This window comes from Streptomyces sp. Z423-1, from assembly GCF_013009255.1.
GTDB classification, from domain to species: Bacteria; Actinomycetota; Actinomycetes; order Streptomycetales; family Streptomycetaceae; genus Streptomyces; species Streptomyces gossypiisoli.
Genome location: NZ_CP053109.1, coordinates 6,373,238 through 6,387,010, shown reverse-complemented (window position 1 = coordinate 6,387,010; position 13,773 = coordinate 6,373,238). Strand labels below are relative to the sequence as shown.

The following is a 13,773-nucleotide window of genomic DNA, read 5'->3' as shown; positions in this document are numbered from 1 at the left end:
GCGCTCCCTCCACGCGCTGTGCCCGGCTGCCGGCGCTGCGCCGACCGGCGAGAGGGGGCGGCATGACGCGCGCAACGTACAGGTTTCGTGAGCACACGCTGACCCCGGACACGGGCTCCGAAGCCGGCCCCGTTCTGTTCGCCATGGAGTGCAAGGGCTGTGGCGACAGCAGCGACGGCAGTAACGACCAGGGCGACGGGTCCGCGTGGGCTGCCGGTCACCTCAGGGCCAACCCCGGCCATCTCACCTACCGAGAGGTCATCACCCGTTCCTACCGATTCGAGCCGGGAGAGTGGCTGTGACAGACGCGGAGCTGTTGGCCCCTACCGGCGAGATCACCGGGACGGTTGGTGAAGACGTGCTGACCGTTCACCGGCTCAGTGAGGGACGGCCGGTGTGCGGTGCCACCGGCGAACTGACCGAGTGGCGGTGCGCCGTGACATGCGCTGACTGCCTGCCCAGCGAGTACAGGCCGCTGAGAACGGGTCCCGACTGTGCGTTCATCCCCCGTGGCGCATGGTTGGCCCAACGCGGCCCCTTGGATTCCCGCCCTTCCGCGCCGATTCCGAACGCGCGACGGGACGGGTTGCAAGACGGCGCGGGGACCGATTCCCCGCCACGCACGCCGAAGGTATAGGCAGATGACAGCAGACCCCGCATTCGAATTCCGCACGTCCACCGCGTGCAAGTACAACAACAACGACCCGCGCTGTGTCGAGGTGGCCACGAACGTTCCCGGCAAGGTCGCAGTCCGCAACTCCGCCACCGGTCAGACGGTCGAGTTCACGGCCGTCGAGTGGACCGACTTCCTGAGCGGTGCCAAGGTGGGGGAGTTCGACGTCACGGCGTAGGGAGTCGTCATGGGGCAGTGCCCGCAGTGCGGTGGCAGCGCGGAACCCGACCCGGAACACTCCGGGGTGCTGTGGTGCCTGTCGTGCTGGCACGTCTGGACGCTGCCCCGTGAGCGGATCTGTCCCGGCTACCGGCCGACACTGAACAGCGCGCTGCGCAAGCTGGACGAGTACCGGGACCTACGCGGCTGAACCCACCAATCGGGCCCCGTCGTGACACACGACGGGGGCTTTCCGCTGTTCAGATGGCCGTCTCTCAGCACGTATCGCAAGGTGTGTACCGTTCCAGCCAGGTGCCCCAGGTGACGCCGACCGCGGAGAGCTGTGCGACCTCCTCGCGGCGCAGGTCGGGGTGCGGCGTCGGCGGCCACGGGGCAGGCCGACCTGCTCGTGGGTGCTCCGCTCGCGGCGGCTGTGCAGAAACGCGGCAAGTTCGTGCCCTCGGATGTCGGCTTCCCGGGGTCGTACCGCTGCCGGTTCTCTGCCCTCGTTTTCCGCGTCGTGCTCTCCGAGGTGCCCACCGCCCGGGCCGGCGTCGGCAGCGGTGTGGTGATCACCACCCAGCAGTCCTCACTGGCGTTGGGCGTGGCCACCCTCGGCACCCTGTTCCTCGCCCTGGTCCCGGCGCTGGACATGACGACGTCGTAGATGCCGTAGGGCACCGCTCCGCCCAGCTCGCGTACGGGGAAGTCGTGGGTGTTTCCCGGTACGACACTCGGCTCTATCTCGGTATGGCCCGGGCATAACGCAGGGTGCCGAAGGCCGAAAGCCTTCGGCACCCAGGTTTCCCGCAGGTTTTTTTTCCTATCTCACGGAGAAGGAGGCGGCCACCCAGAGAGACCCCACTAGCACTCCGCCGATCCCCACGTACCGAAAGATGCTGGGAGTCGCCCGTCCCGTATTCATGAACGATGCGTAGAAATCGAAGAGGCGGTGGGCAACACCTCCGACATTGCCGATCAGGCATACACCGAAGCCGATCAAGGCCATCCCGACAATCAGGAGGAACATCTTTCTCTCTCCCCGTCTCCTAGCGGCTGAACCATGTACCGCTCCAAGTTCGGTTCAATCCGGCGTATCCCTCGTACTCAAGGCCCAAACCGATGCCCATTTCGAGGCTGCGTACCTGTTCACCACGCGTGTTGTAGGTGCCGATGGCGGTCTCGTGGTTGATCGTACCGCCGACTCCGCTGAACACCGACCCGCCGACATCCCGGCCATATCCGGCGAACTGCCCGATGTCATCGGCGTTGCTCCGGAGAATCGACACGTCGGTGCTGCCACCGAATCCGAATCCGCCGGCACCCAGCGAGGCTGTCCAGCCGAAGTCCTTCGTGCCGTCGGGCTTCTTCGTGATGACGAGGCATCCGGACGCCTCAGCGGTGACGAAGAATCCACCGCCGAAGCTTGCACACGCTCCATGAGAATTGTCCATTCCCAGTGCCCCGAAGGCCGCCCCCATCAGCTTCTGCTTCAGGCCGCCCGGCGTCGAGACGAAGGAGTCGGTCGCTCGCTGGTACCAGTTCTTGTTGGCCTCGGGCTTGGGCGCGGGGCCAGGGTTGGCCGGCGGGGTGGTGCTCAGCCAGCCCTTGGGCGCCGGCGTCGACGGCAGGTCGAGGTTGCGGCGGCCGGGGATGCCTCCGAGGCCCGTGGGCTTCATGCCCTTGACGAGCGGGGGACGCTTGCCGCAGCGGCAGGCGCGGACCGGGCCCTCGGAGCTGCTGGTGCTCTTGCCGCTGCTGACCGGGACGCCGTTGCGACACTTGATCTCCCCCGTGTGGCACTCGGGGATACCGAGCCCGGACGGGTCAGCGACTGTTGCCGGGTTCTGGACTGCGTAGCTGTAGCCGTTGAGGGTCTGGCCCACGCCCGTCTGCAGAAGCGGATCGACACTGATGAACTGCCCGAGCTCGGGGTCGTACTGGCGGGCGCCGACGTGAGTGAGCCCCGTACCGGTGTCGGTGGTCTTGCCGAGGAAGCCCTTGTCGTCGGGCCACGCCGTCCCGGTCACACTGCCCCTGGGCGCACCGAAGGGAGTCGTGTAACGCCGCGAGAATGCCTGGTCCGTGGCGTCGATGGCCAGGGTGGCCGTGCCGTGCTGGTCCGTGACCAGGTAGCTCAGCTCGTTGCTGCCGCTCTCGTTGGAGCGGACGGCGACGGCCATGCCGTTCGAGCCGTAGTGGCGCTGGGCCCAGGTACTGCCGTCGGCCCGCAGGTGCAGTTCGGTCGCCCCGACGTACAGGACACGTTCACCGCCTTCGGTGCTGCGGATGAGGAGGTTGCCGTCGGCGCCGTACAGGTAGTCCGTCGTCTTGCCGCTCTCGGTGAGGGTCGTCAGCCTGCCCTCGTCTGACCAGAGGAGGTCTTGGGTTGCGGTGCCGTCCGGACGGCTGGTGGTGTTGCCGGTGGTGTCGAAGTCGTAGGCGCGGTCGGGGGCGGCACAGTCGGCCTTGGTGCTGGTGCCGGTCAGGGCGTGGGGCTGGTCCTCCCTTTCGTAGCAGTAGGTCGTAGTGGTGTTACCGGCTGCAGTGTGCTTGGTCTCCGTTGTGCGCTGACCGGCGTCGTTGTAGGTGTAGCTGGTCCAGTACGGGGCCCGGCCACCCAGACTGCTGGCGCTGCGGGTGTCGGAGCACTGCTGCGAGGCGGGCGTCCACGCCTCGGTCAGGCGCCGATGGCCGTCGTAGACGAAGCACTGGGTCTCCGCCGACGCGGTGCCGCCGAGGGTGCTGGTGTCCGCAATGGAGGTGACGCTGCCCGCCTGGTCGTACGCGTAGACGAGGTTCTGCAGCTTGTACGGGTGGGTCTGGTCCGTGACGTGGCGGCCGAGGAGCCTTCCGGTGCCTTCCTCCCAGGTGTTGGTGACGTACGCCTTCTTGTGCTCCTCGGTGTTGGCGGTGCCGAGGACGAGCTGCCCCGCTTGGCCGAGGGCGGTGTAGTCGACGTCGAGGAGGTAGCCGGTGCTGCCGCCGATGGAGGTGAGCTGGCCGAGGCCGGTGTAGCCGTAGTCGACGATCTCCGAGGGCAGGCCGCCGAGCGCGGGCTCCTTGGTGCTTTGGACGGTGCCGTCGATGTTGTAGTGGCTCTCGAACTGCAGGGTGGCCGCGCCCGCTGCGGCTAGGGGATCCGTGGCTGGCAGAGTCAGTTCGGTAGTGGTGGGGCGGGACAGGCTGTCGTAGGCGGTGGCGGTCTTGGTGTACGCCTCGCCGGTCTTACCGCCGACGTAGCGGGTGCTCGCGTCCGGCTGTCCCTTGAGGACGCCATCGTAGGAGAAGGCGGTGAGCTGGTTGGCGTCGGTCTTCGAGCCGGTCCAGGTACCGGTGATACGGCCGAGTTCGTCGTAGCCGGTGATGATGCTCTTGCCGCGGGAGTCAGTGGTCTTGGTGAGCCGGTCGAGGTTGTCGTAGTCCAGCCGGGTCAGACCCTTGTCCGGGTCGTCGGCGCTGGTCTTGCGGCCGAACAGGTCGTAGCCGTACGTCCATGATGCGCCGTCGGGACCGGTGATCCGGGACTGCTTGTCGTCCAGGGTGAGCTGGAACTTGGTGGACGTGTACGAGGCCGTGCCCGCGCCGCCGCCGAACTGGGGGTCGGCCGGGCTGGTGGCCGTGTACTGGCGGGTCTCGACGGTGCGGCCGCGGGCGTCGGTGATGGTGCGGGTTGCGGAGCCGCCCTGGAGGGCGGTGGTGGCTGTGGAGTCACCGGTGTAGCTGGTGGTGGTCGACCACTTTTTCACCCCGTACACGTACAGGGTGCTGGTGGTCGCCCGCTCCGCGCCGTCGTACACCGTCTCGGTCTGCCGGGGCGCCTCACCGTACTCCTCGCGTGTGTAGGTGCCGTTCGGTGTGGAGCCGCTGTCGAAGATGTCCTCGTACGTCTCGTAGGGAAGGCCGCGTGTGTCGTAGCGGGTGTCGGTGAGCACCCGGCCGCCGAGAGGGGTGGGGGACTGGGTCTGCAGCGGGCGCATCATCGAGTCGTACAGCTCGTAGGTGGTGTTGTACGTCTCGCCGTCCTTCTTGAGGGTCGAGGTGGAGAGCCAGGACGGCGCGCTGCTGCTGATGTGGTACGCAAAGGTGGTGTTGGCGCTGTACCCGGCGGCCTTGTTGCGGTTGGGAAGCCAGACCGCGGTGAGCCGGCCGAGGGCGTCGTAGGTGGACTCGGTTTTCTTCAGGTTGGCGTCATACACACGCAAGGCCTGGCCGTGCCTGGGGTCCAAGAAGCTGGTCGTCCTGTGGCCCTTGGGGTTGGTGACGACCGTCTTGGTCAGCGGGCCCGCGGCGGCGGGGGTGTAGGCGGTGTTGGTGGTCCTGCCGTCGGCGTCGGCGACAACGACGGGGCGGCCGAGAGTGTCGTACGTGATGGTGCTCGTCGTCTGCCAGCCCGAGGGCGGGCGCAGCCCGTCCGGCCCGGCCGCGGCGCCATAGCCGGTGGCTCGGCCGGTCCAGGTGACCGCCCCCTTGGCAGGCGTCTGAGACGCCGACCATGTGGTGGCGGACGGGTTGTCGTAGACGGTGGCGGTGTCGGCCAGGACGTCTCCGCGGGTCGCCGAGGTCGCCGGCAGGCTCAGACTCGTGTCGACCACTGAGCAGGACCGGCCGACCGTGCGAATACGCGAGACGAGATCGGTGATGCCTGCCGCGTCATTGCGTGCGTACCAGGTGCGGGTACACGTCTCGTCGCCGCCCTTGCCGACCTCGCCGGAGTCGTCGACCGTGACGGGCATGCCGTAGTCGTCGTACGTCGTGGCGATCGAACGGGCACGCCATGTCTGCGCGGCAGTCAGGTGAGTGTGGGTGGTGGACTTGGCCGTGCGGACGTAGCGGGCCACGTGGTCGGCGGCGTCGGGTGCGCTCTGGCGTCCGGTCTCCTTCGACCACGGGTCGGTGACTTCTACGGTGATGGGGGTCGAGCCGTTGTAGGTGACGTGTTCTCGCCGTATGCCCGCGTACTGGTCGCTGTCGGTGATGCTCGCGACGCCGATGGACGGGGACGACAGCGGGGCGACGGTGACGGAACGGGTGGTGCCGTCCTTCTTCTTGTCGCCGTGCATGCCCTGCATGTAGAGGGACACCGTCTTGGAGCGGGTGGTGTCCTTGGCGCCGGTGTGGACGGTGACCTGGCGGTAGCCGCGCCAGTCGGACCAGGTCCGTTCGTCCTTCGGGGTGAAGGGGTCGTCGCTGTGGTGCCAGGCGGCGCCGCTGTAGTCGTAGGCGTACTCGACCGCGTCGTTGTGGCCGGCCGGGTCGGAGACGACGACGGCCTCGACCCGGTACTTGTGGAACCAGTCCACCGACGCCTCACTGGCGCCGTTGATGTTCCAGTACTTCGGGTAGCAGGAGCGGGTGTTGGTGTCCTCGGCCGCGCCCGTCACCTCACTGCGCACGCACTCGGGTGAGGACAGGGTCACCGTGGTGATCGAGCCGGTCTCCGAGGTGACCGTGGAGATACGTGGCCGGGTCAGGGGGAGGATGTCGTCGGTGCCGTCGACACGGTTCTCGCGCCACTGGTAGGTGAACGAGACCGGGTTGAGGGCGATGGCGGTGCCGCTGGCCTTGCCGGTCCGCTTGATCGACTTCAGGGTCAGGACGTGGTCGGAGGTGTCGCCGATGTCCCCGCCGTCCAGGTACTCCTGAGTGAAGTCCCAGGAGTCCACGGGATCGTGGGCGCTGGTGGTGGCGTTCCAGGAGAAGGTGTCGATGCCGGTCAGGCGCTTGCGGGAGAAGAACGAGGGGCCGGTTGCCAGGCAGTCGTCGTCGCCGTCGGTGCAGATGGCGTCGAAGGGCACGTCGGGCCAGTTCTTGGCGGTGTCCTTGGTCAGTGACGAGCAGTCCGAGGCGGTGCACCGCTCGGCGTGGCTGAAGGTGACCTTGGCGTCCGCGTCGTCGGTGAACAGCGCGCCCTTGCGCAGCCCGTACTTGATCTCCTTCAGGTAGCCGCCGCGCGTGTAGGAGGCGTTGGCGGTGGTGGCCTTGTTCTTCTTGTAGTGGTTGGTCTCCTTGGCGTACCAGTAGGTGGAGGCGTTGCCGTGGGTGTCCTCGACGTAGTCGAGGTTCCACCGCCACGCCTGGGTCACCGCCCGGTCGCCGAAGGCGCCGCCGTTGCTGTAGCCGGGTTCGCCGGAGTCGTCGCCGAAGACGGGCACGGTCCATGTGGAGTTGGTGCGCTGGTCGGTGGCGCCGTCGAGCTTGTTCAGGCCGAAGACGTACTTGGTCCCGTCGCCGGTGATGACGGTCCAGTACTCGCCGTTGTCGTCGCCGTTGTCGGCGCCCGTGGAGCGGGTGACGGTGGAGGCGTCGTCGTTCTCCAGCCGCCAGGTGCTCCCGTCTCCGGACTTCTTCACCAGGCGGGTCGCCTTGCCGTTCAGGACCAGCTGGGCGTTGTCGTACTTCCAGCACCGGTCGTGGACGTCGTCGTGGCCGTCGTCGTCGCAGGAGCCGTAGGAGCGTTCGATGTAGGACTCGGTCAGGCTGAAGCCCTCGCCGACCGCGCTGCCCTGGTTGTTGGTGGTGGCGGTGCGGCCGTCGACGCTTCCCGAGTCGTACGACAGGGACAGCTCCGGCGTCGGCCCGGCCGCCGCGGGCGGCATATTGAAGTCGTAACTCCAGTTGAACGAACCGGAGTTGTCTCCCGCCTCCCAGGAGGAGGATTCGGAGAGTTCGGTGGCCGAGTAGTCACCGGCGCCCGAGGGGGACTCACCGGAGCCAGGGGCGGCGGCGGTCACGGCGAACACCGCCGTGTGCGCGCTGGCCGCCCTGGTCAGCTGGGTCGAGGGGCCGTCGCTGGTCTCGGCCAGCGGTATGGAGGCGCTGACCGTCCGGTCCGCGACCTCGTTGTGGGACTTGACCGGTGTGGCGGTGCGGCATGCGGCCTTGTCGGGCGTGTCCAGCGCGCAGGAGGGCAGACGTATCAGGCGCAGCCGGGAGGCCCAGCCGCCGCCGACCGCCGAGGCGAAGCCGCTGTAGTCGATGGCGATGTCGGCCCGTCCCGCCCGGTCCGCCTCGGCGGTCAGCAGGACACCGGTGATCCCGGCCTTCCGCGCGGCCTCCTGGCCGAGCACAGTGATCCGCGCCGTGGTGCCGTCCACGGCGCCGCCCTTGCCGTCGGCGGGGCTCATGCTCAGAGGAAGACCGCCGGGCTTCGCCTGGACGCGTTTGTCGGCGTCCAGCTCGATGACCGCGTCACCCTGCTTGGGCCAAGCGGCCTTCTGCTCGGTGCGGGCACGTCGGGCGCGCTCGGCGTCGGCCTTCTTGTCCTTGGCGACCTTCGCGCGGGCCTTCTCGGCGCCGGGGCCGTCGATCTCCCTGACCTTACTCACCCGCTGATCGGGAACGTCCGGTCGGCCGAGTCCCTTGTCGGCGGCCTGTGCGACGGGGGCCAGCAGTCCGGTCGGGACCACTAGGGAGAGGGCCAGTACCGTGACGGCCGTCCCGGTACGCCGTCTGGAGCGACCCCGAGGTCTTCCTGATGTGCCTATGCCAAAAGCCATGTTTGTTGGTCTCCACCCGTTGTGTGGCATCGTGGCGGCCGGCAGGGATGTGTCGGCCGAGCCGACAGGTGATGTGTCGGCGCCCAAGTGATGTGCCGGGCGGGTGCGGCGCCACTTCTGTGGCGCCGCACCGTGCCTCCCGTCGATGTCAGTCGCCCACGCGGACCTCGACCTGCTCGGGGCTGGCCATCGCGCCCGCCCACAGGCGCACTTCGGCGATACGGGCGGGCAGGTGGTGCTGCCATGACCCGCCGGTGTAGCCCTTGCCGAGGGCGAAGTCGCCGTTGCCGACCTCGGCGGTGTAGGCCTTGGCCTCACCGTTGCGGCCGTAGCCCAGGTACAGGCTGATGGTCCCGTCGACCGAGTCGTGGACGCCGGTCAGCCGCACCCGGCTGTCCACGGCAGCGGCCTCCTCGGAGACGACGGAGGAGAAGGTGCCGTCGGAGTTCAGTCGGCCGAAGTGCCAGACGCCCACCGGCACCGTGGTCTCCTCCAGCGTCTCCTCGTCCAGGACCGTGTCCTTACCGGTCAGCTCGTACCACAGCCCCCAGGCCGAGCCGTCGGCGGTGCGCTGGCCGACGACCTGCCCTGTGTAGCCGACGCTCTTGGTGACAAGCTTTGCCGCGTCCAGTTCCACCAGGGTGGTGGCGGTGAACGAGGCGCTGTCGTCGACGAGTGGCCCGCCGACCGTGGCCGCATCGTCGACGCCGTCCAGGACGATGCTCTCGCCGTCGACCGTGGCGCCGCCGCTCAGCGTGAGTGCCTGGCCGTAGCCGGAGGTGGTGTCCTCGATGGTGGTGGCGCTTCCCCCGGCCGCCGAGAAGTCCGCGACGAGTTCGGCGCCCGCGTACTTCTCCGAGATGAGCAGTCGGGCCTCGTCGTGGACCTCCTGCGCCGTCAGGGCGCGCTGCCACACCGCGGGTTCGTCGATCGAGCCGTGCATGAAGTCCTTGTAGACATCGGCGTGCATCACCCGGCCGATCTGCAGCGGACCGTCCGCGTTCCACGCAGGCCCGGCGTCGGTGCTGCCCTGCAGGACACCGTTCACGTAGAGACTGATCGTCTGACTCGCGGCGTCGTGCACACCGGCCACGTGGGTCCACACACCGCGCGGCGAGGGCTGCTTGGACTTGACCTCGTGGTAGGCGGGCTCGGTGGACAGCACCCGCAAACTCCAGGTGTTGCTGCTGTTCGCGCCGTAGGACAGGTAGAAGGGGCTGAACTTCTGTGTCCACGGGCTGTTCGTCGGGTTCTGGCTGAGCACGGTGAGCGTGTGGTTCGCCTGCGGGTCGATCCGTACCCAGGCCGCGACGGTATACGACGAGCGGGTCTCCAGGACCTGCCCGCTGGTCGCCGCATGACCGCTGGTGCCGTTCAGGACCAGGCCCTTGTCCGTGACCGCGGTCTCCAGCGGCCGACCCTCGGCGTCATGAGTGATCAGCCCGCGCCGACCCCGGTCGTCCCGGGCCGCCTCGCCCCCCAGGGTGGCGTCGTCGCTGCCGTCACCAGTCGCGGAGTCCAGTGCGGCGCCCCCGGCCTCGTCGAAGTGCCAGCGCCCCACCGGTCCCTCGCCCGCGGCAACCAGGAAGTCAATGACCTGCTGGGCGCCCCACCGACCGACCTCGTCCTTGGCACGGGCGTACACCCGGTAGGTGCCGGAGTGATCGGGCGTGACGGTGCCTTGCCAGCCGAGAAAACCGGGCGACCCCTCCCGCAATGTGTCGCAGGTCGCAGTAGGGATCCATGGCGCGCATGTCCGCTTGGCGTCGACCCAGGCGCCAGTAGAGGTGAGCCGGTACTGGTACGACACGTTCTTGCTGTCCCCATCGGCTGGTGCGAACGTGAACGTGGCCTTCTGGCCGGGACCGCCGCCTGGCGCGCAATCCGTGTCGGTGCACGCGGTGTACGGGCTGCCCACGGTGATCTTCGGCGCCTTCGGGGCGGTTGAGTCGACCTTGAAGTAGCACCAGCCGGTCGTCGATGCGTTCGACGGCCCCGCCAGATGGCTGCCGCCGCTGTTGTAGTACGAGCGAACCCACGCGGCGTAGCGGTACAGCTTGCCCTCAGTCAGGGCCGACCAGGACATGGTCAGCTTCACCCCGTCACCGACATAGCCGCTGGAGGGCCGCAGATCCCCGTTGCCGGCCGTGGTGTCCGACCAGGTGCCGTCGCTGTTCTTGTGGTCGACGTCGAAGTAGACCCGCAGCTGGGCATCCTTCTCACCACCCGCCTTGGTCTGCGTCGTCGCAGTCAGAGCCGGGGTCGGGTCGGAGACGATTGCAGGGGCCGCCGAGTTGGTTTCGCACACCGTGCCCGAGCCGGTCACCAGGCCGATTCCGGTGGGCTTGTCCGGCAGGCCCACGAAGTCGACCGCCAGCACCGCGTCGTTCTTGAACCGCTTCCACGCCGAGGTGTCCGTCTCGTCTTTCGCCTTGAGCATCAACGTCAGCCGCGAGAACTTGCCCGCCGCGAAGTCCCGTACCGTCGGCGTGAGATTCTCGTTCGACTCGGCCGGGTTGTCGTTGAACTCGATCGGCGCGTCCGGCGAGTTCGGATCACACAGCGAACCACGCCCTGCCGACACATGCCGGTCGCCCATGACGTCCAGGTGCTTGGGACGTGAGGACCATGTGGTGGACGAGGAGATGTTGTTCGTGCGCACCAGGTCCACCCAGCGCGGATCGCACTGGAAAGCCCACGGCTCGGTCACCCGGAACGTGGCGTCCAGGACATGCTTGCCCTTCAGGCTGGCCGGCGAGAACTCGAAGTACAGCCGCTGCACATAGCCCGGGCCGCAGTAGTAGCCGTTCCAGGTACCGCACTTGCCGACGCCTTTGCCCAGACCGTCGTCGCCGTTGCTCCAGCCGTACGACTCGTAGCCGTCGCTACGCAGCAGCGTGCGCTCCGACTCACCCCAGGTCACCGTCGGATCGATGTAGAGCGGAAACGCCGCCGGCTCCGTCTTGGTGAGCATCTCCGCATCCGGGACCACCGTCAGCGCGGTGTCGGAGACCCGTACGTCCATGGTGGTGACGGTGTCCCCCGCACCGGGCTCGACCCCAACCGTCGAAGACACACCCGCCTCGGCCGGATCCGAGCCCTCACTGTCCGCGGCCGTGGTGCTCGCCAGGGACATCGGTCGGGCATCAGACGCCGCACCGGCGGAGTTCCACATCTGTGCGGGCGGAGCGCGGAAGACGCGGTTGCCGTCGTCGTCGACCGCGGTCAGATTGCCCGCCTTGCCCTTTACGATCTCCAGGCCGGCGGTCTTCAGGGAGTAGTCGATCTGCTGAAGTTCCTCCGAAGCTGCGGCCTCGGGTGTCTTGACCACCAGCACATGCCGGAAGCCCTCCACCGACGCGGTGACCTTCAGGTCGACGCCCGGCAGCACCTCCCCGTACAACGCGCTGGTCCCGTCGAGCTCGGGCTTGGGCAGCTTGCCCGGCCAGCCCAGTTGCAGAGACCGACCCTGCTCAGAGATCTTCGCCAGCGGCCCGGTCTCCCCGCCCCCGGAGAACTCCATCTCCACCGCCGCCGCCTTCGGCGCCACCGTCCCGTCGCTGCGGACCTTCAGTGTGGCGTCCGGGGCCTGCCAACCCCCACTCGACGTGGGCACCCGCACGGGAACCGCGGACTCCTCCAGCGTGAACGTGAACCCGTCCGGGTTGGCGTACACCGTCGTACGCTCCGTCCGCTCCCCGGTGACCTCGACCCGCTTGCCCGACTCCTGGGCTGCGGCGAGTGCCTTCTGCCCTTCCGACAGCGGAGGCTGCGCCTCATCAGCCGTCGCCGGTGACGCCGGCCACGACCCCAGCGCGGACACAACCGCCAACACCAATGCCCCCGTCACACCGGACAGTCTTCGCACCGGTCTTCTGCCCACGCCATCGGCGCGGTGCCCCCGTCTCACACTCACAACCCCCACCCAGAAATTGAACAAGACATGACCTTTGCCTGGTACAACATCTGCTCTATACATGAGATGGAAAACATCTAGTGATGAAACTGTGATTATTGAGGTGAAGTCGAGCCCGGCACCCCGGGTGCTCGTCCGTTCGCCGTCCGCTCCCGGCCCGAGACGCCGCAGGCTGGGACACGTCCACGATCGTCGGCTGCGCTGAGGCGGCGAATTCGGACGAGGGCTGGACGGCGCGGTCTCCCGCAGCGGCTCGGCCGCCACCATGGTCTCCAGCTCCGCGACGGCCTGCTTGCTGATCGGGCTCAGGCATCCTCCCCCGCCCATATGCCCCGGGCGGGCCGAGGTGGCCGACTGCTTCCTGCTGCCTCCGGCGCCAAGCTGATCCAGCGGCGGGCAGGATCAGCCGTCACTGACCAGGACGGCGCATGCGCACACGGACAGGCTCAGCCACCACGCCTCCAGCGGTCGGATCGGACGTCATCGCACATCCAACCGCGCCACGACGTCCCGACGTCCGACCCGGCGAACCTAATGCGGTCACAGCACTGGCTGCGGGTTGTGTGTGGTCGCGCCCACACGGCGGAGCCGCACATTCACGCAGCCCCGCGCCCCTTGACGGCGATGTCCCGCAGCTTCTCCAAACGCTCCCTCGACTCCTCGTCCGCCGGGACGTACGTCACCATCCTCGGGCCGGTGTCCGGGCTCAGCCACAGGTCCGTGTGGTCGAGCACCACCCGGCCCACGTACCGGTTGAGGAACTCCTTGCGCTTGGTGCGGTGGGCCCTGACCTCGTGGCGGTCCCAGGCTTCGCAGAACTCGGGGGACTCCGTACGCAGGCGGCTCAGCAGCATCTTCCAGGCGGGCTCGGCGAGATGGCCGGCCATCGCGGCGCGGAAGCGGGCGGCCATCAGGCGCTGGGTCTCCTCCAGGTGCACGATCGAGGACCGCCACTCGGGGTGGGTGTAGGAGAGGACCAGGCAGTTGCGGTCCTCGGGCGGGACCGCGTCCAGGTCGCACAGGAGCAGCCCGTAGGTGCGGTTGTAGGCGAGGATGTCGTACCGGCCGTTCTGCAGGCACGCCGGGTACGGCTCCAGTTGTTCGAGGACGGCCCGCAGCGCCGGGGTCACCGACGGGCACGTCGTCGCCGGCGTCGGGTCCGTGGTGCCGGCCAGGGTGAAGAGGTGGGCGCGTTCGCCGGCGTCCAGCAGGAGGGGGCGGGCGAGGGCGTCCAGGACCTGGACGGAGACCTGGATGTCCCGGGCCTGTTCGAGCCATGTGTACCAGGTGACGCCGACCGCGGAGAGCTGGGCGACCTCCTCGCGGCGCAGGCCGGGCGTGCGGCGCCGGCGGCCGCGGGGCAGGCCGACCTGCTCCGGGGTGATCCGCTCGCGGCGGCTGCGCAGGAACGCGGCGAGTTCGTGCCGCCGGATCTCGGCTTCCCGGGGGCGCACCGCCGGTTCCTGAGCCATCGTCGTCATGTCCCCCAGCCTGCCGCCGCCCGGATCCTGTTTCCAGGTGGTCCC

General features: G+C 68.4%; 6 protein-coding genes and 2 pseudogenes. 4 read left to right on the top strand and 4 right to left on the bottom strand.

All coding sequences use genetic code 11. From position 1 onward, the window contains the following. Positions 1-62: 62 nt before the first annotated feature. The 3 genes from HJD23_RS28655 (at position 63) to HJD23_RS28645 (ending at position 1,043) form a co-directional block, all read left to right on the top strand. Positions 63-302, top strand: coding sequence for a hypothetical protein (locus tag HJD23_RS28655; protein WP_171112289.1), 240 nt, complete (start codon positions 63-65; stop codon positions 300-302). 339 nt (positions 303-641) lie between these two features. Further along, complete coding sequence (locus HJD23_RS28650) at positions 642-851, top strand: DUF397 domain-containing protein (protein ID WP_171112290.1); 210 nt, start codon at positions 642-644, stop codon at positions 849-851. 9 nt (positions 852-860) lie between these two features. Then, complete coding sequence (locus HJD23_RS28645) at positions 861-1,043, top strand: hypothetical protein (RefSeq protein ID WP_171112291.1); 183 nt, start codon at positions 861-863, stop codon at positions 1,041-1,043. Positions 1,044-1,131: 88 nt separating this feature from the next. Here the strand turns inward: HJD23_RS28645 and HJD23_RS44165 are convergent. After that, positions 1,132-1,304, bottom strand: a pseudogene (locus HJD23_RS44165) (XRE family transcriptional regulator); the annotation flags it as partial. Positions 1,305-1,337: 33 nt separating this feature from the next. On the opposite strand from HJD23_RS44165, the pseudogene HJD23_RS28640 reads away from it, so the two are divergent. Beyond that, positions 1,338-1,487, top strand: a pseudogene (locus HJD23_RS28640) (MFS transporter); the annotation flags it as partial. Positions 1,488-1,881: 394 nt separating this feature from the next. Here the strand turns inward: HJD23_RS28640 and HJD23_RS28635 are convergent. The 3 genes from HJD23_RS28635 to HJD23_RS28625 all read right to left on the bottom strand — a co-directional run bounded on the left by HJD23_RS28635 (position 1,882) and on the right by HJD23_RS28625 (position 13,728). Beyond that, positions 1,882-8,331 carry an RHS repeat-associated core domain-containing protein gene (locus HJD23_RS28635; RefSeq protein ID WP_240980838.1) on the bottom strand — a complete coding sequence of 2,150 codons (6,450 nt, stop codon included), beginning with the start codon at positions 8,329-8,331 and terminating at the stop codon, positions 1,882-1,884. Between the two features lie 148 nt (positions 8,332-8,479). Next, the gene (locus HJD23_RS28630; protein WP_240980999.1) at positions 8,480-12,154 is read right to left on the bottom strand and encodes a laminin G domain-containing protein; all 3,675 of its coding nucleotides are present in this window, start codon (positions 12,152-12,154) and stop codon (positions 8,480-8,482) included. Between the two features lie 689 nt (positions 12,155-12,843). Then, on the bottom strand, positions 12,844-13,728 hold the full coding sequence (locus tag HJD23_RS28625) for a helix-turn-helix transcriptional regulator (protein WP_171112293.1): 885 nt from the start codon (positions 13,726-13,728) through the stop codon (positions 12,844-12,846). Positions 13,729-13,773: the final 45 nt, after the last annotated feature.